Genomic DNA, 22,312 nt, shown 5'->3' on the forward strand with positions numbered 1-22,312 from the left:
TTCTCTTATGCGAGCGGCTGGCGGAACCGGCTCACCCGGGGGCGTCAGCCGCGCAGGACGTTGAACCGCGAGCCGCCCACGGCGAGCACGTGGTAGCGCTCGTGGAGCGCGACCGGCGTGCCGGGTGCGGCCGCAGCGGCGGCTCCCGTGCCGTTCCACAGCGCGACGGGGGACCAGTCCGCGAGCGTGCGGACGATCACGAAGCCCGAGCGCGGATCGGATGCCTCGACGATGGCGTCCGCCCAGTCCGACGGGGTCGCCGCGGCGAGGCGCGCCTGGATCAGGTGCAGCGCGTGACCCGGTGCGAACGAGGAGCAGGTGTCACTGTGGTCGCACATGCACGCCGCACGCTCACGCACCTCGAGGGGCGGGATGTGGCTGTGCGGGGTGGACACGATCGACTCCTTCTCTCCGACGGATCGTTGCGGTCCTGCCAGGCTAGGTGGGGGCTCCGGTCCTGGCATCTCGCCCGACACGCGGCGAAACATTGCGCGAATGGAATCGTCCTCGTCGGAGCCGGGAGCGATCAGATAGTCTGAACGGACAGAGGAGGAAACCGTGGAGCACGACCGCCGACCCGATCAGGGCGACATCCGCCGCGCAGCCGGGGCCGACGCACACGATTCCGATCGCGCGGCCGACACGACGCAGACCTTCGGCCACGACTCCGATCTGTCGTTCGTGCCCTTCGGCAGTGAGCTCGGGGATGCCGAGCTCGACGCCATCGAGGCGCTCCCGTCGGGTGCCGCGCTTCTGCTGGTCCGCTCCGGACCCACCGCGGGCGCCCGCTACCTGCTGGACTCCGACGTGACGACGATCGGTCGCCACCCGGAGGCCGACATCTTCTTCGACGACGTCACCGTCTCGCGCCGTCACGCCGAGATCACGCGCACCGGCACGTCCTTCGAGCTCGTCGACCAGCGCTCCCTCAACGGCAGCTACGTCAACGGCGAGCGGGTCGACCGGGCCACGCTCGTCAACGGCGCCGAGGTGCGCATCGGAAAGTTCCGACTCAACTTCTTCGTCTCTCCCGCCGACCTCTCGCGGGCGGCGGAGGCCTGATGCCCGCGGCATCCGCCCACGAAAGGGCGTCGTCCGCGGGTCTTCTCAGCATCGGGCAGGTTCTGGCGCGCCTCTCGCCGGAGTTCCCTTCCCTCACCTCCAGCAAGCTGCGCTTCCTCGAGGTCCAGGGCATCGTGACGCCGCTGCGCACCGAGTCGGGCTACCGCAAGTTCTCGCAGGACGACCTGGAGCGGCTCCGGCTCGCGCTCACCCTGCAGCGCGACCACTACCTGCCCCTGTCGGTCATCCGCGAATACCTCGAAGACGTCGACGCCGGGCGCGACCCCGCGACACCTACGGCGGTGCCGCCGCCGTCGATCGTGCCGGCGCCGCGCCGATACCGCCGCGACGAGATGCTCGCCGCCGCCGGCGCCGCGCCGCAGCTGCTCAACGACGCGATCAGCACCGGCATCATCGCCGGTGCCGAGTCGTACACCGAGCAGTCCGTCACGCTGCTCAGGGCGCTGGTCGCCCTCGACCGCCACGGCATCGAGCCGCGGCACGTGCGGGCGCTGCGCCAGAGCGCAGAGCGCGACGTCGCGCTGGTCGAGTCGGCGCTGGCACCGCTGCTGCGGCGGACGGATGCCTCGTCCCGCGGTCGTGCGGGCGAGCTGGCGCCCGAGCTGACCCGGCGCCTCGACGACGTGCGCGCGATCTTCGTGCGCACGGCGCTCGACCGCATGCTCTCCTGACGCGCCCCTCGCGCGACACGCCGACCCCCGATGGCCGGATGTCGTTGCCGCGAGGGGGAGCCTGATCTAGCGTGGAAGTATTCGATCCGGAGGGGGGAACGACATGTCCGGAGACGTGACTCCTGGCGAGCCGTTCGGTGCGGAACTCCTCTTCACCGACGGGCTCCCCGCGATGGACGACGAAGTGGGCTACCGGGGTGCTGCCGCCGCCAAGGCCGCGGGCATCACGTATCGCCAGCTCGACTACTGGGCGCGCACCGAACTGGTCGAGCCCACCGTCCGCGGCGCCAGCGGCTCCGGATCCCAGCGCCTCTACGGCTTCCGCGACATCCTCGTGCTGAAGCTCGTCAAGCGGCTCCTCGACACCGGCATCTCGCTGCAGCAGATCCGTACGGCCGTCGACCAGCTGCGGGCCGCCGGCATCCGCGACCTCGCAGGGACCACCCTCATGAGCGACGGCGCCTCGGTCTACCTGTGCACGTCGAACGACGAGGTCATCGACCTCGTGAGCCGCGGCCAGGGCGTCTTCGGCATCGCCGTCGGCAAGGTGCTCCGCGAGGTCGAGACCGAGCTCCTCGAGTTCGAGGTCGAGAAGCCCGACCCGATGGACGAGCTCGCCGTCCGCCGCGCCGCCCGCTCCGCCTGACTCAGCGGGCCGTCTGCACGGCTCTGCCCGCGGCGCTGTCGCCCGTTGACGTGGTCGACGTGAGCGCCTGCGCGAGGTCGGCGATGAGATCCTGCGGGTCTTCGAGCCCGATCGACAGGCGAACGAGGGCGTCGGAGGGCTTCGCGTCGGAGGCGACCGGACGGTGCGTCAGCGCAGCCGGATGCTGGATCAGCGAGTCGACGCTGCCCAGCGACACCGCGTGCGTGAACAGCTGAACCGATGACGTGAGCGCCGCGGCGGCGTCGAACCCGCCTGCCAGCTCGATCGCGACCATGGCGCCGGGGCCGGCCTGCTGCGTGCCCACGAGGCCGAGCGGGTCGCTCTCCGCGAACCCGGGGAAGTGGACGCGGTGCACCTCGGGGCGGGTCCGAAGCCACTCCGCCACGGCGTGTGCGCCTGCCTGCTGCGCGCGCACGCGCACCGGCAGCGTCGCCAGGCCGCGGTGGAGGAGGTAGGCCGCCAGGGGATGCATGATCGCGCCGGTGATCGCGCGGGTGCGGCGAAGCGCCGCGGCCAGCCGTGCATCGCACGCGACCACGCCGCCCACGACGTCACCGTGGCCGCCGAGGTACTTCGTCGCGCTGTGGAGCGAGAGGGCCGCACCGAGATCGAGCGGGTGCTGCAGCACCGGCGTGGCGAAGGTGTTGTCGACCAGCACGGGCACATCGCCCGCGTCCGCGACGACGGCGGCGATGTCGACGAGCTCGAGCGTCGGGTTGGCGGGCGTCTCGAGCACCACGAGGGCGGTGTCGTCGCGCAGCGCCGCACGGACGCCGTCGGGGGTGCAGAAGGTCGCCTCGACACCGAGCAGGCCCGACGCGAGCAGGTGGTCGGTGCCGCCGTACAGCGGTCGCACGCCGACGACATGGCGCCGTTGCGACTCGTGCGTCACAGCGAGCAGCACCGCCGTGACCGCGGCCATGCCCGACGAGAAGGCGACCGCCTCTTCAGCGTGCTCCAAGACGGCCAGAGCCTCCTCGAACCGAGCGACGGTCGGGTTCCACAGGCGGGCATAGACGTTCGATCCGCCCTCGAACGGGTGCCCGCCGGTCGCGAGGACCTCGTACGACATGCCGCCGAGCTCGATGCCGGGCAGTGGGTTGGTCGACGAGAGGTCGAGGGGGAGGGCGTGCACACCCAGGTCCGCGAGATCGTCGCGGCCGGCGTGCACGGCAAGGCTGTCAGGGTGCAGCGTCATCGGTGCCATGGCGATATGGTCAGCGACATCGCCGCGAAACTCAAATCACGCTGACGGAGGCGAGCACAAAGTGCGCAATGTGCTCATCGGATGAGCAAAGTGTTCACCCGCGCGGATGCCGCGGGCGCGGCATCCGTCATCGTCAGGGACGCGTGTCTTCCGGAACCGGGATGCGGCCGGTGCGCATGATGCGGTCGAGCAGCGAGTCGAAGTCGGCCGCGAGCTCCTGGGCGGAGTCGCCCGGCCAGATGTGGAGCGGCTTCGCGGCGCCCTGCGCCTGCTGCAGCGACGTGCGCTCGGGAAGCTGCGGCGAGAGGACGAGCGGACCGAACATGTCGCGCAGCTCTTTGATGCGGAACTGGTGCTCGATCGACTGCGGCCGCACGCGGTTCACCACGATGCCGAGCGGCTGCAGGCGCGGTGAGAGACCGCGGCGGATCTCTTCGATCGCCCGCAGCGCGCGGTCGGCGGCGGCCACGGAGAACAAGCCGGGCTCGGTGACCACGATGACGCGGTCGGATGCCGCCCACGCGGTGCGCGTGAGGGCGTTGAGGGACGGGGCGCAGTCGATCAGGACGAGGTCGTAGTCGCCCTCGATGGTGGCGAGTGCCTCTTCGAGCTTCCAGACGTCGCGGACGCTTGGGTGCGGGCCGTCGAAGTTGATGGCGGACGGGCTGCCGATCATGACGTCGATGGTGCCGGGGTGCACCTTCGCCCAGCCGCTGGAGGTGATGGCCTGGCGGACCGTCTTCTCCTTCGGGTTGGCCAGGACGTCGGCGACGTTCAGCCGGCCGGCCACTTGGATGTCCATGCCCGTCGAGACGTCGGACTGCGGGTCGAGGTCGACGACGAGCGTGCGGACACCGCGGGCGAAAGCCGCCGACGCGAGTCCGAGAGTCACGGTCGTCTTGCCGACGCCACCCTTGAGCGAGCTGACGGATAGGACGTGCACAAGCCACCACGTTACCGTCCCCTAGGCTGAGAGCACACTCAGCCCCGTCCGCACCGCCGCCCCGGAGGTCGTATGTTTACGAAGATTCTCGTTGCAAACCGTGGTGAGATCGCCATCCGAGCCTTCCGGGCCGCGTACGAGCTGGGGGCGCGCACGGTTGCGGTGTTCCCGTTCGAGGACCGCGGCTCGCTGCACCGGCAGAAGGCGGACGAGTCCTACGAGATCGGCGAGAAGGGGCATCCCGTCCGCGCCTACCTGGACGTCGACGAGATCATCCGGGTCGCGAAGGAGGCCGGCGCCGACGCGATCTACCCGGGATACGGCTTCCTCTCGGAGAACCCCGAGCTCGCGGAGAAGGCCGCGGCCAACGGCATCGCCTTCATCGGGCCGCCCGCGCAGGTGCTCGAGATGGCCGGCAACAAGGTCACCGCCAAGCAGCACGCGGTCGCCGCTGGGGTCCCGGTGCTGCGCTCGACCGAGGCATCCGATGATGTCGACGAGCTGTTCGGACAGGCCGATGACATCGGCTTCCCCATCTTCGTGAAGGCTGTCGCCGGCGGCGGCGGACGAGGGATGCGGCGCGTCGAGCGCCGCGAGGAGCTCGCGCCCGCGCTGGCCGAGGCCATGCGCGAGGCGGGCAGCGCCTTCGGCGACGCTCGCGTCTTCCTCGAGCAGGCCGTGCAGCGCCCGCGCCACGTCGAGGTGCAGATCCTCGCCGACGGGGAGGGCGAGACCGTCCACCTCTTCGAGCGCGACTGCTCGGTGCAGCGCCGCCACCAGAAGGTCATCGAGATCGCGCCGGCGCCCAACCTCGACCCCGAGGTGCGCGACGCGCTGCACGGCTACGCCGTCGCGTTCGCCCGCTCGATCGGGTACCAGAACGCCGGCACCGTCGAGTTCCTCCTCGAGACCGCCGGGCCGCGCACCGGCGAGGTCGTCTTCATCGAGATGAACCCGCGCATCCAGGTCGAGCACACCGTCACCGAGGAGGTGACGGATGTCGACCTCGTGCAGTCGCAGATGCGCATCGCCGCCGGCCAGACCCTCGCCGACCTCGGCCTGACGCAGGACCGCATCCAGCTCCGCGGCGCAGCGCTGCAGTGCCGCATCACCACGGAGGACCCGTCGCAGGGCTTCCGTCCCGACACCGGGCGCATCACCACGTACCGCTCGCCGGGCGGCGCCGGCATCCGCCTCGACGGCGGCACCACCGCGGCCGGCTCGCAGATCAGCCCCCACTTCGACTCGATGCTGGCGAAGCTCACGTGCCGCGGCCGCGACTTCCCGGCCGCCGTGGCGCGTGCGCGCCGCGCGCTGGCGGAGTTCCGCATCCGCGGCGTCGCCACCAACATCCCCTTCCTGCGCGCGGTCCTCGACGACCCGGCCTTCGTCGAGGGCGACGTCAGCACCTCGTTCATCGACGAGCGACCGCAGCTGCTGACGAGCAACCCGTCGCGCGACCGGGCGACGAAGCTCCTCGCGTGGCTCGGCGACGTCACCGTCAACCGCCCGTACGGCGAGAAGCCGCTGGCGGTCTCGCCGGGCAGCAAGCTGCCCGAGATCGACCTCGCGGCTGCGCCGCCGGCAGGAACGCTCGACCGGCTCCGCGAGCTCGGCCCCGAGGGCTTCGCCCGCGCGCTGCGCGAGCAGAGCGCCCTCGCCGTCACCGAGACGACCTTCCGCGACGCTCACCAGTCGCTGCTCGCGACCCGCGTCCGCACGCGCGACCTCGTGCGCGTCGGCCCGCACGTGTCGCGCATGACGCCGCAGCTGCTGTCCGTCGAGGCCTGGGGCGGCGCGACGTACGACGTCGCCCTCCGCTTCCTCGCCGAGGACCCGTGGGAGCGTCTCGAGGCGCTGCGCGCGGCGATGCCGAACATCCCGATCCAGATGCTCCTGCGCGGTCGCAACACTGTGGGCTACACGCCCCGGCCGGTCGAGGTGACGAACGCCTTCGTGACCGAGGCCGCGGCGACCGGCGTCGACATCTTCCGCATCTTCGACGCCCTCAACGACGTCTCGCAGATGCGCCCCGCCATCGACGCGGTGCGCGAGACCGGCACGGCGATCGCCGAGGTGGCGCTCTGCTACACGTCCGACCTCCTCGACCCCTCGGAGCGGCTGTACACGCTCGACTACTACCTGCGCCTCGCGGAGCAGATCGTCGAGTCGGGCGCCCACATCCTCGCCATCAAGGACATGGCGGGCCTGGTCCGGCCGGCGGCCGCCGCCAAGCTCGTCACGGCGCTGCGCGAGAACTTCGACCTGCCCGTGCACCTGCACACGCATGACACCGCGGGCGGCCAGCTCGCCACGCTGCTGGCCGCGAGTGCGGCGGGAGTGGACGCGGTGGATGCCGCGGCCGCACCGATGTCGGGAACCACGAGCCAGCCGTCGCTCTCGGCGCTCGTCGCCGCGCTCGCCCACACCGACCGCGACACCGGGCTCAGCCTGCAGGCCGTGAGCGACCTCGAGCCCTACTGGGAGGCGGTGCGGCACCTGTACCGGCCCTTCGAGTCGGGGCTGGACGCTCCCACGGGCCGCGTGTACCACCACGAGATCCCGGGTGGTCAGCTGTCGAACCTCCGCCAGCAGGCGATCGCGCTCGGCCTGGCCGACGACTTCGAGCTGATCGAGGACATGTACGCCGCCGCGGACCGCATCCTCGGCCGCATCCCCAAGGTCACGCCGTCGTCGAAGGTCGTCGGCGACCTCGCGCTCGCCCTCGTCGCCGTGCGCGCCGACCCGGCCGACTTCGAGGCGAACCCGCAGAACTACGACATCCCGGACTCGGTCGTCGGCTTCATGGCGGGAGAGCTCGGCGATCTGCCGGGCGGATGGCCCGAGCCGTTCCGCACGAAGGTGCTGGAGGGCAGGACGATCTCGATCGAGGTGCCGCCGCTCACCGCCGACGAGCACGAGGGCCTGGCGGGCGAGGCGGCGACCCGCCGTCGCACCCTGAATCGCCTGCTGTTCCCCGGACCGGCCCGCGAGTTCGAGAAGAACCGAGAGACGTACGGCGACCTGACCGCGCTCGGCACACCCGACTACCTCTACGGTCTCAAGCCGGGGGAGGAGCACGTCGCCGAGATCGACCCCGGCGTGCAGCTGTACGTCGGACTCGAGGCCATCGGCGAGGCGGACGACAAGGGCATCCGCACCGTGATGACCACTCTCAACGGCCAGCTCCGGCCGGTCTTCGTGCGCGACCGCAGCATCAAGGTCGAGACCAAGCAGGCGGAGAAGGCCGACACGTCCAAGCCCGGCCAGGTCGCTGCGCCGTTCTCGGGGGTGGTCACCCTCAAGGCGAACGCCGGCGATGCCGTCGTTGCCGGCCAGCCCGTCGCGTCCATCGAGGCCATGAAGATGGAGGCGGCGATCACCGCACCCGTCGACGGGGTCGTCGAGCGGGTCGCGATCGCCGAGACCGCGCAGGTGGATGCCGGCGACCTTTTGGTCGTCATCCGCCCCGCCCAGTAGCCTGGAGGGTGGCATCCGCCCTACGCGCCCGCGCCCCGAGCACAGGCGCCGTCTTTCCAGGAGAACTCCGCAGTGACGCCCGATCGCACCGAACACACCCCCGACGAGCCTGAGAACGGCGTGCTCTCCGAGACGGGGAGCATCGACACGACCGGCTTCGGACTCCTGGGCGGTGCGACGGCGCAGGTGAACGTCGAGCTGCCGACGGAATCGGACGACGACCTCGCCGATGACGACGTCATCGACGACGAGGTGCCGTTCGTCATCGAGATCCCGGCCGACGCCGATCTGCCGGTCCTCGATGCCGCTCCGGGGGCATACGACGCCGAGTTCGCCGAGCCCGGCACCGAGACCACGGAGGCCGAGATCATCGAGCCGTCCGCCGATCTCGAGGAGTGGACGGTCGAGGGCGACGGCTTCGCTCCGGCACCCGCCGTCGAAGACATCGCCGACGCGGACGTGGTCGTCGACGATGCGCCGGAGCACGACGCCGTCGACGAGGTCGCGGTGATCGAGCCCGCGGCCGAGGTCGAGGTCGACGTCGAGGGCGCCGAGCGCGGCGTCGCAGCGGACGATGCTGAGGTCGAGGCAGCTTCGGCAGAGCAGGAGCGCGCGCCGGAGCCCGAGCCGGAGCCCGAGCGGGAACTCGCCGACGCGACGGCGATCGACGAGCGCGCGGCGCCGAGCCCCCACGCCACCGAGCTTCCCGCCGCTGAGGAGCCCGCCGACGAGTTCGCCGTCGTCGACTTCGACGCGGAGGAGTTCGAGGACGCGGACTTCGACGCCGAGTTCGACCCCGCCGAGTTCGACCTCGTTCTCGAGGACGACGGCATCGAGGCCGCCCTGGCGGAGAACGCCGCGACAGGAGACGATGTCATCGCGACCGACGACATCGCGGAGGAGCCCATGAGCGCGAAGACCCCGGCCCCCGAGGGGAACGAGGCGAAGGCGACGGATGCCGCGACCGCGGCGGCGTCCGCTGCAACGACCCCGCCCGCAGCGCCGTCGACCCCGGCGGCCGCTGCCGCGAAGGCGACGACCGGGCCGTCGACCCCGGCGGCCGCTGCCGCGAAGGCGACGACCGGTCCGACGCCCGCCACGCGCCGCGAGGCGAACCACACCGGCGCGCAGCCGGTCGCCGACCGCCCGGCGGAGCGCAGCGCTGTCGAGCGTGCGCCGTTCCCGCGCGGCGACGTGGCGCTCGCCTCGAAGCGGCTCGGAGAGTTCGAGGCCGACCGTGAGACCGCCGACCTGCTGACGGCCGACCGTCTGCTCGACCCGCATCAGGTCGTGAAGCCCGAGCCGGAGGGCGCGTGGCAGCATTTCGTCTATTCGATCTCGGGCCGGCGCATCAACCTCGGTGACAGCAAGCGCGCGAAGGCCCGCAAGGAGCTCGACCGGCGGATCGCCGGCCCGCTCGCCGGCGGCGCCCGCTTCGTCCCGGTGCTCTCGCGCAAGGGCGGCGTGGGCAAGACGACCGTCACGACGCTGCTCGGCCAGGCGCTCGCCGACGCGCGCGACGACCGGGTCATCGCCGTGGACGCCAACCCCGACCGGGGCACGCTGGCCGAGCGCATCTCGCGCGACAGCGGCAAGACGGTCCGTGACCTCGTGCGCATCAGCCCTGAGGTCGTCGGGTTCAACGACCTGTCGGGCATCGTCGCGCGCGACGAGACACGCCTGGACGTCGTGGCATCCGACACCGATCCACGCGTGTCCGAGGCGTTCAACGACGCCGACTACCGCGACGTCGCGGCCCTGGCCGCGCACTACTACTCGATCGTCCTCACCGACACCGGCACGGGCATCGTCCACTCGGTGATGGGGGCGACGCTCGACCTCGCCGACCAGCTGGTCATCGTCGCGGGGCTGAGCGTCGACGAGGCCCGCCTGGCGTCCGAGACGCTCACGTGGCTCGAGACCAACGGCTACGCCGACAAGGTGCGCAATGCGGTCGTGGTGCTCAACAACGCGCGGCCGGGGCATCCGCTCGTCCAGCTCGATGAGCTCGAATCGCACTTCCGCACCCGCGTGCGCGCCGTCGTCCGGGTGCCGTACGACTCGCACATCGCGGCGGGCAGCGCGATCGTGTTCCGCGAGCTGCAGCCGGCGACGCGCCAGGCCGCCCGCGAGCTCGCGGCGACCGTGGTCGAGGGCCTGCGTTCGCTGGCTTCGGCGGCCTGAGGTGGCCGTCCGTCCCATCCGTGTCTTCGGCGACCCCGTCCTGAAGTCTGTCAGCGCCCCGGTCGAGCAGATCGACGACGGGGTGCGCGCGCTCGTGCGCGACCTGCTCGACACCGTCGAGCTGCCGGGCCGCGCGGGCGTCGCCGCTCCGCAGATCGGCGTCGGCCTGCGCGCGTTCAGCTACAACATCGACGGCGACATCGGGTACGTCCTCAATCCGGTCCTGGTCGAGGTGTCGGGCGAACCGGAGCCCATCGGCGAGGGCTGCCTCTCGGTTCCCGGTCTGTGGCACGACACCGTCCGCTACCCGTGGGCCAAGGTCACCGGGATCGACCTCGAAGGCAACGAGATCGTGCTCGAAGGCGAGGGCCTGCTGGCTCAGGCGCTCCAGCACGAGACCGACCACCTGGACGGCACGCTCTACCTCGAGAGGCTCACCCCCGAGGCGCGCCGCGTCGCCATGCGCGAGATCCGCGAGTCCGACTGGTTCTGAGTTCATCCGCTCGTTGAGCGAGCGAAGCGAGACGAAACGCCCCGAGCCGACCTGAATCGTCGGTCCGGGGCGTTTCGTCTCTGCGTTTCGACCGAGATCTAGCTCAGCGAGACGTTCGTGGTGCTGACCGGAACGGTGTAGATCTCTTCGATGTCGCCGGCGAAGTCGGTGAGGATCACGTTGCGCTTGATGCTCATCTTCGGCGTCAGGTGACCGCTCGCCTCGGTCCACTCGGTCGGGAGGATCGTGAACTTGCGGATCGACTCGGCACGCGAGACGTTCTTGTTCGCGTGGTCGATCGCACGCTGCACCTCGGCACGCACGGAGTCGTGCGCGGCGGCTTCGGCGAGCGGCATGTCGGCCGGCAGATTGTTGTTGGCGAGCCACGCCGGGAGCATCTCGGGGTCGAGCGTCACGAGCGCCGCGATGAACGGCTTCTGGTCGCCGACGACGACGACCTGACCCACGATCGGGTTCGCGCGGATCGGGTCTTCGAGGGCCGCGGGTGCGACGTTCTTGCCGCCGGCGGTGACGATGATCTCCTTCTTGCGGCCGGTGATCGTGAGGAAGCCCTCGTCGTCGAACGAGCCGATGTCGCCGGTCTTGAACCAGTCGCCGTCGAACGCCTCCGCGGTCGCCTCGGCGTTGCGCCAGTACTCCTTGAACACGTTGATGCCGCGCACCTGGACCTCGTTGTCGTCACCGAGGCGGATGCCGACACCGGGCAGCACCGGACCGACCGTGCCGATCTTCGACTTGGTCGCGAGGTTGACCGTCGCCGGCGCCGTGGTCTCGGTGAGCCCGTAGCCCTCGAGGATCGTGACGCCGAGGCTGTGGAAGAAGTGGCCCAGGCGCGGTCCGAGGGGAGCGGAGCCCGACACCGCGTACACGACGCGTCCGCCCATCGCGGTGCGCAGCTTGCTGTAGACGAGCTTGTCGAACAGGCCGAACTTGATCTTCGTCAGCAGCGGGACCTTCTTGCCCTCCTGCTGGAGCTTGGAGTGCTCGACGGCGGTGTGCGCGGCGGCGCGGAAGATCTTGCCCTTGCCACCGGCCTCGGCCTTCTGCTCGGCCGAGTTGTATACCTTCTCGAACACGCGGGGAACGGCCAGGAGGAACGTGGGCTTGAACGAGCCCAGCGCGGGCAGCAGCTGCTTGGTGTCGGGCTGGTGACCGGTCTTCACACCCGCGTGGATGTCGAGGATCGAGATGAAGCGGGCGAACACGTGCGCGGTCGTGATGAAGAGCAGCGTCGACGCGCCCGGCGTCTCGACGACCTCGTGCAGCGACTTGGCCGAGTTGCGGGCGAGCTCCACGAAGTTGCTGTGGGTGAGCACGCAGCCCTTGGGGCGTCCGGTCGAGCCCGACGTGTAGATGAGGGTGGCGATGTCGGCGCCGTTGGCGAGGTTGCGCCGGCGCTCGATCTCGTCGTCCGACACGCTTGCGCCCTCGGTGATGAGGCGCTCGAGGTCGCCGCCGTGCATCTCCCAGGCGGAGCGGATGAGCGGAAGCTCGGGACGCGCCTCGGTGAAGCGGGCGGTGTGCTCGGGCAGCTCGGTGATGATGGCGACGGCGCCCGAGTCGGTGAGGTTCCAGGCGATCTGCGCGCTGGAGCTCGTCTCGTAGATCGGCACCATCACGGCGCCGGCGTAGAAGAGCGCGAAGTCGACGAGCGTCCACTCGTAGGTGGTGCGCGCGATGAAGCCGACCTTGTCGCCGGGCTCGATGCCGCCGGCGACGAGGCCCTTGGCGAGGGCGATGACCTGCTTCTGGAACTCGGCCGCCGTGATGTCGCGCCAGCCGTCGCCCTCGGGCACGGCGAACAGTGCGCGATCGGGCGTCGCCTTGACGCGCTCGACCAGCAGGTCGGTGATGTTGGCCTGCGGATCGGCGGGGACGATGGCAGGGACTTCGAACTGGACCACGGCAGCTCCTTCGGTACCGGACGAATGTAATCTCGGGTGGATCTCATCCGAGTCTAATCCGCTGTCACATCGGGCCGTGGGCGGGTGTGGACGACGGCGCCTGGATAGACTTCAAGGCGCTGTCGTGCGTGCGGCGGCCGGAGAGGGAGACTGTGCTCAAGGTCGGCATCGACATCGGCGGAACGAAGATCGCGGGAGGCGTCGTCGACTCCGATGGCGGCATCGTCGAGCAGCTCCGTGTCGACACGCCGAGCGACACCGCCGCCCTCGCACAGGCCGTGGTCGACATGGCCCGCTACTTCCGCGCTTCGCACGAGGTCGGCGCGGTGGGCGTCGCGGCGGCCGGCTTCATCGATCGCGATCGGGCCACCGTCATCCACGCTCCCAACATCGCGTGGCACAACGAGCCGCTGAAGGCGACCCTCGAAGACGGGGTCGGACTTCCCGTCACCATCGAGAACGACGCCAACGCCGCCGGATGGGCCGAGTACCGCTTCGGAGCGGGCCGCGGCGTCGACCACATGGTGATGCTCACGATGGGCACCGGGGTCGGCGGGGCGGTCGTCCTCGACGGCAAGCTCTTCCGCGGCGGCCACGGCATCGCCGCCGAGCTCGGCCACATCCGCTTCATCCGCGAAGGCCTGCTGTGCGGCTGCGGACAGCGCGGCTGTCTCGAGCAGTACGCGTCCGGCCGGGCTCTGCAGCGCGAGGCCAACGACATCGCCGACGCCGGCGGCATCGGCGAGGCGCTCGCGGCGCACCGTGCCGAGCACGGCAAGATCAGCGGCCCGGCCGTGTCGCGGCTCGTCCTCGCCGGCGACCCGGGCGCCGCGGAGGCGCTGCGACGCGTCGCCACCGCGCTCGGCGAGGCCTGCGGCGGCTTCCAGGCCGTGCTCGATCCGCAGCTGTTCGTCATCGGCGGCGGCGTCGCCCAGCTCGGCGACGCGCTGCTCGAGCCGATGCGCGTGGCGTACGAACGGTCGCTGCCCGGTTACGGCGACCGGCCCGTGGCGACCTTCAAGATCGCGCGGCTCGTGAACGACGCGGGCCTCATCGGCGCCGCCGACCTCGCGGGGACCGAGGCGTAGCGCGATGTTCTACTGGCTGATGAAGTACGTGGTGATCGGACCGATCGTCAAGGCGATCTGGCGCCCGTGGATCGTCGGCCGTCGCAACGTCCCGATGGAGGGCGCCGCGATCCTCGCGAGCAACCACCTGTCGTTCGTGGACTCGATCTTCCTCCCGCTCATGCTCGACCGGCCGGTGGTCTTCCTGGCCAAGAGCGACTACTTCACCGGCAAGGGGCTCAAGGGCTGGGCCACCCGCATGTTCTTCAAGGGCACGGGGCAGCTGCCGATCGACCGCTCGGGCGGCAAGGCGTCGGAGGCCTCGCTGAACACGGGGCTGCAGGTGCTCGGCAGCGGAGACCTGCTCGGCATCTATCCCGAGGGCACGCGCAGCCCCGACGGCAAGCTGTACCGAGGCCGCACCGGCATCGCGCGCATGGCGCTCGAGGCGCACGTGCCCGTGGTGCCGGTCGTGATGGTCGACACCGACACGATGATGCCCATCGGCACCAAGATCCCGCGCATCGTGCGCGTCGGGATCGTGGTGGGCGAGCCGATCGACTTCTCGCGCTTCGAGGGCATGGAGGGCGACCGCTACATCCTCCGCTCGATCACCGACGAGATCATGGTGGCGCTGCAGCGCCTGGGGGAGCAGGAGTACGAGGACGTGTACGCCTCGACGGTGAAGGATCGGCTGAAGCCGAAGACCCGCTGACCCGCGGCGGGTCGCGCGTGTCGGGCGGTCGTCACGCCGTGCCCACGGCATCCGTCCACGCGGCCGTCACGCGGCGCCGGCGGCAGTCGTCCCGCGGCTAGAATCGGGGGATGCTCCAGCACCTCGACGCACTCGACCACTGGCGGACCCTGCCGATCAAGCAGCAGCCGCAGTGGTATGACGCCGAGGCTGTGACAGCGGCATCCGCGGAACTCGCCACGCTGCCGCCCCTGGTCTTCGCGGGCGAGGTCGACAACCTGCGCGACCGCCTCGCGCGCGCGGCGTCCGGCAACGCGTTCCTGCTCCAGGGCGGCGACTGCGCCGAGACCTTCGCGGGGGCCACCGCCGAGCAGATCCGCAACCGCATCAAGACGGTGCTGCAGATGGCGGTCGTCCTCACGTACGGCGCCTCGATGCCGGTCGTGAAGATGGGCCGCATGGCGGGCCAGTTCGCCAAGCCGCGCTCGAGCGACACCGAGACGCGCGGCGACGTGACGCTGCCGGCCTACCGCGGCGACATCGTCAACGGCTACGACTTCACCGAGAACTCGCGCAAGGCCGACCCCGCCCGGCTCCTCAAGGGCTACCACACGGCCGCATCGACCATCAATCTGATCCGCGCCTTCACCACCGGTGGCTTCGCCGACCTCCGCGAGGTGCATTCGTGGAACAAGGGCTTCGCGCAGAACCCCGCGAACCAGCAGTACGAGCGCCTGGCGACCGAGATCGACCGCGCGATCAAGTTCATGGAGGCCGCCGGCGCCGACTTCGACGAGCTCAAGCGCGTCGAGTTCTACACCGGCCACGAGGGTCTGCTCATGGACTACGAGCGCCCGATGACGCGCATCGACTCGCGCACGAACACGCCGTACAACACGTCGGCCCACTTCCTGTGGATCGGTGAGCGCACGCGCGACCTCGACGGCGCCCACGTCGACTACTTCTCGAAGATCCGCAACCCGATCGGCGTGAAGCTCGGCCCCACCACGTCGCCCGAGACGGCGCTCGCGCTCATCGACAAGCTCGACCCGAACCGCGAGCCCGGTCGCCTCACCTTCATCACGCGCATGGGCGCCGGCAAGATCCGCGACGCGCTGCCGCCGCTGCTCGAGGCCGTCCGCGACTCCGGCGCGACCCCGCTGTGGGTCACCGACCCGATGCACGGCAACGGCATCACGACGCCCACCGGCTACAAGACGCGGCGGTTCGACGACGTCGTGGATGAGGTGCGCGGCTTCTTCGAGGCGCACCGCGCCGTCGGCACCTTCCCGGGCGGCATCCACGTCGAGCTCACGGGCGACGACGTGACGGAGTGCCTGGGCGGCTCCGAGCAGATCGACGAGGCCACCCTCGCGACCCGCTACGAGTCCCTGTGCGACCCGCGCCTGAACCACATGCAGTCGCTCGAGCTCGCCTTCCTCGTCGCCGAGGAGCTCGAGAAGCGCTGACGAGGGTCGGATCAATGCGAGCGCCAGCGAGCGTTGATGCGATCCCGCGTCAAGGTTGAGCGAGCGGAGCGAGTCGAAACCCCGACCCGCTTCGTCTGACACGAACGAGATCCCGGATGCCTCACCCGAGGCATCCGGGATCTCCGTCGTCGGGCGGGTGTCGCGGCGCGGGCTGCGTGCGGCGCGGGCACGAGACCCGGGCGAAGCGCCGTCCCGCGCCGTCGGGGCGGTGCTGCCGCGAGGTCTCGTCGCGATTGGCGGGCGGGGTCCGGATGCCTCGCCCGGGTCAGCCGCTATTCGTCGTCGCGGACATCGATCTCGATCCGAACCGGCGATCCCTCCGGAAGCATGGTTCCGGCCTTCGGATTCTGCGACTGGACCTCGGTGAGACCGTTGATTGCGATGTTCCATGGGAAGTCGACGCCGTCGACTTCGAAATGCGCGCTTAGCGCTCCGACGGCTTCGTCGCGGGTCAAGCCGATGACGTCGGGCACCTCGAACAGCGGAGGACCGGTCGAGACGACGAGCGTGACGGTGTCGCCGGGGGCGAGGGCACTGCCGTCGTCCTTGCCGATCACCGTGATCACGCGGCCCTCTTCGACGGAGTCGCTGGGCTCGGTCCGGCTGGGATCGGCGACCGCGAGCCCCAGGCCCTCGAGCGTGCTGCGCGCCTTGCCCTCGCTCTCACCCGTGACATCGGGCAGCGGGCCGAGCGACACCTGCAGCCGAGCGGTGTCGCCCTGGTGCACGGTGCAGCCCTCGATGCAGGCGACGTCCTGGGAGCCGTCCTCGGGGGCGCCGGCCGGGCGCACCACGACGCCGGTGACCGTTCCCGCCCCGGCGTCGGTGAAGATCTCCGAGCTCTCGTCGGGCACCGTGACGAACTGCGCTTCCAGCGCGGCGCGCACGTCGGCCTCGGGCATGCCGGCGAACGACGTGAAGGTCGCCTCGGCGGGGCCGGTCGACACGTACACGTTCACCTCGGCGGAGCGGTCGAGCCGGGAGCCGCTCGGGGGATCGGTGCGGATCACCTGGCCGGCGGCGACCTCGAGACTGCTCTCGCTCTGCTGCACGGCGACGAGCGAGTCCTCCTGCAGACGCGCGGCGGCATCCTCGAAGCTCAATCCGGCGACGTCGGCAACCGCGACCTGCGAGCCCGGGCCCGAGCCGAACCACCAGCCGAGGCCGCCGGCGATGGCCGCCAGCAGGAGCACGAGCACGATGAGCCACGCGCCGCGCGAGCGGCGACGCTGCGTGGCACGGCGCAGCCGCGAGGCGTTGTCGACCTCTTCCATCGTGGTGGTGGGCCCCGTCGGCGTGCCGGGGAGGACGGCGGTGAGTTCACCGGTGGCTGTGACGTCGTCGCGGATGACGCCGATCGGCCCCGTGCGGGCGACCACGGGGGAGATGCCGAGCTCGCGCTCGATGTCGCGGAGTCGCTGGAGCATCTCGCGCGCGTCGATCGGGCGCTCGTCGGGCGACTTCTCGGTCGCCCAGAGCACGAGCTCGTCGAGCGGCTCGGGCACTCCCGGGTTCTTCACGCTCGGGCGCGGCACCGAATCGGTGGCGTGCTGGAAGGCGATCTGCATCGGCTGCTCGCCCTTGTAGGGCTGCTCGCCGGTGAGCATCTCGTACAGCATGATGCCGATCGCGTAGATGTCGCTCCGCGCGTCGGCGGTGCCGCGCGTGACCAGCTCGGGGGCGAGGTACGCGATCGTGCCCAGCAGCTGCGCCCCGGACGCGGTGTTCGCCGTCGTCGCGCGCGCAAGGCCGAAGTCGCCGATCTTGATCCGGCCGTCCTCGGCGAGGAGCACGTTCTCGGGCTTGACGTCGCGATGCACGATACCGGCCTTGTGCGCCGCCGCGAGCCCCGACAGCACGGCGTCGAGGATCGAGACCGCCTGCGGCACCGTGAGGCGCCGCTGCTCGCGGAGGAGTTCGCGCAGCGTGATGCCCGGCAGGTACTCCATGACGAGGTACGCCATGTCGCCGTCCTGCCCCTGATCGAACACGTTCACCACGTGCGGATCGGCGAGGCGGGCAGCCGCGCGGGCCTCCTGGATGAAGCGACTCTGGAAGACGGTGTCGTCGCTCAGGTGCGAGTGCATGACCTTGAGCGCGACGCGGCGCTCGAGGCGGAGGTCGGTGGCGACGTAGACGGTGGCCATGCCGCCGCGGGCGATGCGAGCACGCACCCGGTACCGGCCGTCGACGAGACGGCCGATCAGCGGGTCCGTCTGCTGACTCGTGCTCACGCTGAGAGTCTACGGATGCGCACCTGCGTGCCGGCGGAGCGCCTCACCACGCGAGATCGTAATGTGACGCATGCGACCGGACCGGATCCGGCCTCAGCCGATCGCGGCGAGCCAGGAATGGGCGGATGCCTCCCACTTGGCGTACGCGTCGGGATAGGCGGAGATCTGCACGGCCTGGGCGGCCTGCGTGAAGCTCATCGCCTCCCATCCCGGGATGTCGAGCAGACCGCGCGTGCGGGAGCCGTTCGGGTCGCCGCGTCCGCCGAAGAAGACGCGCGTCGCGCGCGCCGGGTCCGTCACCTCGGCCTCGGTGCCCCAGCCGTAGCTCGGCCGCTGCTGGAACAGTCCGAGCGAGTCGCGGTCGCCCCACGAGAGGTTGCGGAGCGAGGACTCCTGCATCGCCGTGCCGAGGGCGATCGCGATGCCGTGGTTCGACACCCCAAGCTCGCGTCCGATGCCGACGATCAGCCGCGCGTTGGCGGCCTGCTCCGACGTGAGGCCGGGGATCCCGGCGGCCGGGATCTTGATCGTCTGGCCCGGGTAGATGATCGACGACCAGCCGAGCCCGTTGGCCGAGAGCACCGCGTTCGTGGTGACGCCGTAGCGCTTCGCGATCGCGCTGATGGTGTCGCCGGCGATGACCGTGTGCGTCCCGGCCGACGCGGGCGGTGCGGGGGCCGGAGCAGGCGCGGGTGCGGGTGCAGGCGCGGGTGCCGGGGCCGACGCGGCAGGGGCCGCGGCTCCGGGGATCTTGATGGCCTGGCCCGGATAGATGATCGAGGACCAGCTCAGCCCGTTGGCAGAGAGGACGGCGTTGGTCGTCACCCCGTGGCGCCTCGCGATCGCGCTCACCGTGTCGCCGCGCTGGACCGTGTAGGTGCCGGCGGACGGCGCCGGCGCGGGAGCGGGCGCTGCCGGAGCGGCCGACAGCTTCAGCACCTGGCCCGGGTAGATCGTCGACGACCATCCGAGCCCGTTCAGCGCCAGCACGTCGGCGGTCCGCAGGCCGAAGCGGGCTGCGATGCGGCTGACCGTGTCGCCGCGCTGCACCGTGTGCGTCGGTGGCGCGGCCGTCGTGGTCACGCGCGCGACCGTGGCGGCGGCCGCGGGGGCGAATGCCGCGGTGACGGATGCCGCAGCCGCCGGCGCTGCGGTCGCCGACGCGGCCGAAGCCCCCGTTGCCACGGCAGTGGCGATGGCCGGGCGCAGCACGCTCGGCGCCTGTCGCGTCGTCGCCTCGCTCGCCGCCGCGTGGGCGGGAACGGCGGTGAGCGTCAGGGCGATGGAGCCGGCGAGGGCTACAGGAACCCCCGCGCGGAGCGTCCGCGACGACGCGGCGCTCCGGTCGGCGTGATCACCGGTACTCCGAATCGGTCGCACGAGTTTCCCCCCTCAGTCGACTCCGAAACCGTGTCACGGATGTGAATTGGTGTCAACTGGTGATAACAGGCGTGCCAGGTGTGACTGCTGTGGCGGGAGTCGGGTGGTCCGGTGCCCGGCGTGATCTGAGATAGTTGCTTTCGTGACCGCTGACGACGCTTCGCGCTTCGAGACCGATTGGCTCACCCTCCCCGACCTGGTGGAGGTGCTCGGCGAACCGCTCGGTCGCGTGCGCCGGCTTCTCGACGACTTCCACCTCGTCGGCACCCGCCGCGACGGCGCCCTGAAGGTGCCCTCGGTGTTCATCGTCGACGGGCACCCGCTGCCCTCCCTGCGCGGCACGGTCTTCGCCCTGCACGACGCCGGCTTCTCCGACGACGAGGCGATCGACTGGCTCCTCGCCCCTGACGAGACGATCGGCGTCTCGCCGATCGAGGCTCTCCTGGCCGGGCGCAAGAGCGAGGTCCGCCGGGTCGCACGCACCCTCGCCTGACCCTTCCACGAGCTCAGGGACCTTCGACGAGCTCAGGGACCCTTCGACGAGCTCAGGGGCCGGGCGCGCTGCGAGCCTCGCGGGCTCAGGTGGTGCGGACCGTCGCGGCGCGTGCGAGTTCCCGCAGCTCGCTCACGGCGGCGTTGCCCAGCCGCGCTCCGGACAGCGCTCGGTCGGCCTCGCGCGCGTAGTCGGCGATGAGGCTCTCCACCCGGTCCAGGGCGCCGGTGTCGAGGATGGTCTGCTGCAGCGACGCGATCTGCCCGGCATCGAGCTCCGGATCGCCGAGGAGCTCGTCGACGATCCGGCGGGCGTTGGGTGCGAGAGCCTCGCGCGCGAAGGCGATGAGCACGGTGCGCTTGCCCTCGCGGAGATCGTCGCCGGACGGCTTGCCGGTTGCCGCCTCGTCGCCGAAGACGCCCAGCACGTCGTCGCGCAGCTGGAAGGCCATGCCGACCGGATGGCCGAACGCGGCCAGCGCCGCCGCCTGCGCGGCATCCGCCCCCGCCAGCGCCGCACCGATCGCGAGGGGCTGCTGGATGCTGTACCGCGCCGACTTGAACGACGCCACGCGCAGGGCGCGATCGGCGTGTCGATCGTCGGGCTCGGTGACGAACGCCGACTCCTCGGCCACATCGAGGAACTGCCCGAGCGTGACCTCGCGGCGCATCAGGGCGTACTGACGGCGGGCCGCAGCCGCACGGTCGGGCGACGTCTCGGCCAGACCCTCCTCGAGCAGGTCGTCGCTCCAGGCCACGAGGAGGTCTCCGAGGAGGATCGCGCTCGACCGCCCGAAGGCGTCGGCGTCGCCGAACCACCCCGCGGCGCGGTGCTCCGCCTCGAGCGCGCGGTGCGCCGACGGCCGGCCGCGCCGGGTGTCGGAGTTGTCGATGAGGTCGTCGTGCACGAGCGCCGCCGCGTGGAAGACCTCGAGTGCGGCGGCTGCGGCGATGACCGGAGCAGGCGGGGCGCCCGCGGGCGCGGCTGCCTCCTCCACTGCCCTCCACCCGGCGATGCAGAAGCGGCCGCGCAGACGCTTTCCGCCGGTGACGGCGTCCGCCGCGGCGGTGAGGAACCCGTCGGCGTCGGGCCCGGCATCCGTCACGGTCTTCCGCTGATCCGAGACGAACATGTCCACTCGCTGAGAAATGGCTTCGATCGGCTCTGCGAGGGGTGACACGGGCCTAGCCTAGTGAGGAACGGCACGCGTACAATCGAGCCACCGAAGTACAGAGGGGGATGCATGCCACTCTCCGAACAGGAGCAGCGCCTGCTGGACGAGATGGAGCGCCATCTCATGCGCAACGACGCGGATGTCGTCAGCGCGCCCCGCGACGGACGCACCCTGAGCTATCGCAACATCGTCTACGGCACGATCCTCGTGCTGCTGGGTCTGGGCGGCCTGATCGTCGGCGTCTCGATCCCGCAGGTGATCGTCGGCGTGATCGGCTTCGTCGTGATGCTCGGCGGAGTCCTCCTCGCGGTCACGCCGGGACGCGGACCGGGCAAGGTGCGCGTCGAACCGGATCGCCCCTCGAGACAGACCAACAACAGCTCGTCGTTCATGGATCGCATGAACGATCGCTGGGACAGGCGGCAGGAGGAGCGCTGAGCGCCCCCGCCGACTGAGCCGGCACGAGAAGCACCGACCTACGGGTCGGTGCTTTTTTGTTGCGCGCGAACGACCCGCCGTTGCTCGCGCAGGGCGCCCGGGGGAGTCCCGTGCATCGAATTGGTGGCGAAGTGGAGGAGAGTGGAGTAAAGTGGCGCACAACCCGGGGGGCCGGACGAAGGGGGTGTGATGTACCGATGCTTTTGGGCACGCACACACCCAAGCTCGATGACAAAGGACGCGTCATCCTCCCGGCGAAGTTCCGCGACGACCTGGGTGGGGGTGTCGTCGTGACGCGCGGACAGGATCGCTGCCTGTACGTGTTCAGCGAGAAGGAGTTCGAGCGGGTGCACGACCGCATCCGCGAGGCGCCGCTCGCGAACAAGCAGGCGCGCGACTTCCTGCGCATGTTCCTCTCGGGTGCCAGTGCCGAGAAGCCCGACAGTCAGAACCGCATCACGATCCCCCCTCCGCTGCGCGCATACGCCGGCCTGGAGCGAGACCTCGTCGTCACCGGCGTGGGCGCTCATGCCGAGATCTGGGACGCCGCTGCGTGGAACACCTACGCAGAGGCCAACGAAGAGAGCTACGCCGAGCTGGAGCAGGAGGTGATTCCGGGCCTGTTCTGAGGCTCCGTCGCCTGGATCCCGACTCCCAGCCGCTCCCGCCCTGTCGCCACTTCCCCGGTG

Annotated in this window: 20 protein-coding genes; 13 read left to right on the forward strand and 7 right to left on the reverse strand. The window is 70.8% G+C overall.

Translation table 11 applies throughout. The features are described 5' to 3' along the window. Positions 1 to 44: 44 nt before the first annotated feature. A complete protein-coding gene (locus IM770_RS00590; RefSeq protein WP_307785327.1) occupies positions 45 to 395 on the reverse strand; it encodes a hypothetical protein in 351 nt (116 codons plus the stop codon). A 163-nt stretch (positions 396 to 558) separates the two neighbouring features. Between IM770_RS00590 and IM770_RS00595 the strand changes: the two genes are divergently transcribed. From IM770_RS00595 to IM770_RS00605, 3 genes are all read left to right on the forward strand, one after another. Further along, positions 559 to 1,062: an FHA domain-containing protein gene (locus IM770_RS00595; RefSeq protein ID WP_203579210.1), complete on the forward strand. Its 504-nt coding sequence runs from the start codon at positions 559 to 561 to the stop codon at positions 1,060 to 1,062. Continuing rightward, positions 1,062 to 1,754, forward strand: coding sequence for a transcriptional regulator FtsR (gene ftsR, locus IM770_RS00600; protein WP_203579211.1), 693 nt, complete (start codon positions 1,062 to 1,064; stop codon positions 1,752 to 1,754). The genes IM770_RS00595 and ftsR overlap by 1 nt, the downstream gene beginning before the upstream one ends. Before the next feature lie 103 nt (positions 1,755 to 1,857). Further along, complete coding sequence (locus IM770_RS00605; protein WP_203579212.1) at positions 1,858 to 2,400, forward strand: MerR family transcriptional regulator; 543 nt, start codon at positions 1,858 to 1,860, stop codon at positions 2,398 to 2,400. Position 2,401: 1 nt separating this feature from the next. On the opposite strand, the gene IM770_RS00610 is transcribed toward IM770_RS00605, so the two are convergent. Next, a complete protein-coding gene (locus IM770_RS00610; RefSeq protein WP_372430622.1) occupies positions 2,402 to 3,628 on the reverse strand; it encodes a trans-sulfuration enzyme family protein in 1,227 nt (408 codons plus the stop codon). A 133-nt stretch (positions 3,629 to 3,761) separates the two neighbouring features. Beyond that, positions 3,762 to 4,571 carry a ParA family protein gene (locus IM770_RS00615; protein WP_203579213.1) on the reverse strand — a complete coding sequence of 270 codons (810 nt, stop codon included), beginning with the start codon at positions 4,569 to 4,571 and terminating at the stop codon, positions 3,762 to 3,764. A 72-nt stretch (positions 4,572 to 4,643) separates the two neighbouring features. Between IM770_RS00615 and IM770_RS00620 the strand changes: the two genes are divergently transcribed. From IM770_RS00620 to def, 3 genes are all read left to right on the forward strand, one after another. Continuing rightward, the gene (locus IM770_RS00620) at positions 4,644 to 8,051 is read left to right on the forward strand and encodes a pyruvate carboxylase (RefSeq protein ID WP_203579214.1); all 3,408 of its coding nucleotides are present in this window, start codon (positions 4,644 to 4,646) and stop codon (positions 8,049 to 8,051) included. A gap of 72 nt (positions 8,052 to 8,123) precedes the next feature. Continuing rightward, complete coding sequence (locus IM770_RS00625; RefSeq protein ID WP_203579215.1) at positions 8,124 to 10,235, forward strand: MinD/ParA family ATP-binding protein; 2,112 nt, start codon at positions 8,124 to 8,126, stop codon at positions 10,233 to 10,235. A gap of 1 nt (position 10,236) precedes the next feature. Next, positions 10,237 to 10,728, forward strand: a complete 492-nt coding sequence (gene def / locus IM770_RS00630; protein ID WP_203579216.1) for a peptide deformylase — start codon at positions 10,237 to 10,239, stop codon at positions 10,726 to 10,728. Between the two features lie 98 nt (positions 10,729 to 10,826). Here the strand turns inward: def and IM770_RS00635 are convergent, their stop codons facing one another. After that, entirely contained in the window at positions 10,827 to 12,653 is a 1,827-nt protein-coding gene (locus IM770_RS00635; RefSeq protein WP_203579217.1) for an AMP-dependent synthetase/ligase, read from the reverse strand. A gap of 152 nt (positions 12,654 to 12,805) precedes the next feature. On the opposite strand from IM770_RS00635, the gene IM770_RS00640 reads away from it, so the two are divergent. The 3 genes from IM770_RS00640 to IM770_RS00650 all read left to right on the forward strand — a co-directional run bounded on the left by IM770_RS00640 (position 12,806) and on the right by IM770_RS00650 (position 15,883). Then, on the forward strand, positions 12,806 to 13,741 hold the full coding sequence (locus tag IM770_RS00640; protein ID WP_203579842.1) for an ROK family glucokinase: 936 nt from the start codon (positions 12,806 to 12,808) through the stop codon (positions 13,739 to 13,741). 4 nt (positions 13,742 to 13,745) lie between these two features. Next, on the forward strand, positions 13,746 to 14,435 hold the full coding sequence (locus IM770_RS00645) for a lysophospholipid acyltransferase family protein (RefSeq protein WP_203579218.1): 690 nt from the start codon (positions 13,746 to 13,748) through the stop codon (positions 14,433 to 14,435). Between the two features lie 110 nt (positions 14,436 to 14,545). Further along, complete coding sequence (locus IM770_RS00650) at positions 14,546 to 15,883, forward strand: class II 3-deoxy-7-phosphoheptulonate synthase (protein WP_203579219.1); 1,338 nt, start codon at positions 14,546 to 14,548, stop codon at positions 15,881 to 15,883. Between the two features lie 293 nt (positions 15,884 to 16,176). On the opposite strand, the gene pknB is transcribed toward IM770_RS00650, so the two are convergent. Next, complete coding sequence (pknB, locus tag IM770_RS00655) at positions 16,177 to 18,138, reverse strand: Stk1 family PASTA domain-containing Ser/Thr kinase (protein ID WP_203579220.1); 1,962 nt, start codon at positions 18,136 to 18,138, stop codon at positions 16,177 to 16,179. Positions 18,139 to 18,231: 93 nt separating this feature from the next. Continuing rightward, a complete protein-coding gene (locus IM770_RS00660; protein WP_307785328.1) occupies positions 18,232 to 19,221 on the reverse strand; it encodes a LysM peptidoglycan-binding domain-containing protein in 990 nt (329 codons plus the stop codon). On the opposite strand from IM770_RS00660, the gene IM770_RS18120 reads away from it, so the two are divergent. Continuing rightward, positions 19,214 to 19,492, forward strand: a complete 279-nt coding sequence (locus IM770_RS18120) for a hypothetical protein (protein ID WP_307785329.1) — start codon at positions 19,214 to 19,216, stop codon at positions 19,490 to 19,492. The genes IM770_RS00660 and IM770_RS18120 overlap by 8 nt on opposite strands. Before the next feature lie 168 nt (positions 19,493 to 19,660). Further along, entirely contained in the window at positions 19,661 to 20,011 is a 351-nt protein-coding gene (locus IM770_RS00665; RefSeq protein WP_203579221.1) for an Rv2175c family DNA-binding protein, read from the forward strand. Between the two features lie 85 nt (positions 20,012 to 20,096). Here IM770_RS00665 and IM770_RS00670 read toward each other — a convergent pair whose 3' ends face one another. Further along, positions 20,097 to 21,143 carry a polyprenyl synthetase family protein gene (locus IM770_RS00670; protein WP_203579222.1) on the reverse strand — a complete coding sequence of 349 codons (1,047 nt, stop codon included), beginning with the start codon at positions 21,141 to 21,143 and terminating at the stop codon, positions 20,097 to 20,099. A gap of 111 nt (positions 21,144 to 21,254) precedes the next feature. Here IM770_RS00670 and IM770_RS00675 point away from each other — a divergent pair, with 111 nt between their 5' ends. Both IM770_RS00675 and mraZ read left to right on the forward strand, forming a co-directional pair. Continuing rightward, positions 21,255 to 21,623, forward strand: a complete 369-nt coding sequence (locus IM770_RS00675) for an SCO2097 family morphological protein (RefSeq protein WP_203579223.1) — start codon at positions 21,255 to 21,257, stop codon at positions 21,621 to 21,623. A gap of 197 nt (positions 21,624 to 21,820) precedes the next feature. After that, positions 21,821 to 22,252: a division/cell wall cluster transcriptional repressor MraZ gene (mraZ, locus tag IM770_RS00680; RefSeq protein ID WP_203579224.1), complete on the forward strand. Its 432-nt coding sequence runs from the start codon at positions 21,821 to 21,823 to the stop codon at positions 22,250 to 22,252. Positions 22,253 to 22,312: the final 60 nt, after the last annotated feature.

This window comes from Microbacterium hibisci (genome assembly GCF_015278255.1).
GTDB lineage: Bacteria > Actinomycetota > Actinomycetes > Actinomycetales > Microbacteriaceae > Microbacterium > Microbacterium hibisci.

Coding starts and splice junctions, on each gene's coding strand:
- ftsR (WP_203579211.1), top strand. CDS start 1,062: ATGCCCGCGGCATCCGCCCACGAAAGGGCGTCGTCCGCGGGTCTTCTC.
- IM770_RS00605 (WP_203579212.1), top strand. CDS start 1,858: ATGTCCGGAGACGTGACTCCTGGCGAGCCGTTCGGTGCGGAACTCCTC.
- IM770_RS00610 (WP_372430622.1), bottom strand. CDS start 3,628: ATGGCACCGATGACGCTGCACCCTGACAGCCTTGCCGTGCACGCCGGC.
- IM770_RS00620 (WP_203579214.1), top strand. CDS start 4,644: ATGTTTACGAAGATTCTCGTTGCAAACCGTGGTGAGATCGCCATCCGA.
- IM770_RS00645 (WP_203579218.1), top strand. CDS start 13,746: ATGTTCTACTGGCTGATGAAGTACGTGGTGATCGGACCGATCGTCAAG.
- IM770_RS00650 (WP_203579219.1), top strand. CDS start 14,546: ATGCTCCAGCACCTCGACGCACTCGACCACTGGCGGACCCTGCCGATC.
- IM770_RS00670 (WP_203579222.1), bottom strand. CDS start 21,143: ATGTTCGTCTCGGATCAGCGGAAGACCGTGACGGATGCCGGGCCCGAC.
- IM770_RS00675 (WP_203579223.1), top strand. CDS start 21,255: ATGCCACTCTCCGAACAGGAGCAGCGCCTGCTGGACGAGATGGAGCGC.
- mraZ (WP_203579224.1), top strand. CDS start 21,821: ATGCTTTTGGGCACGCACACACCCAAGCTCGATGACAAAGGACGCGTC.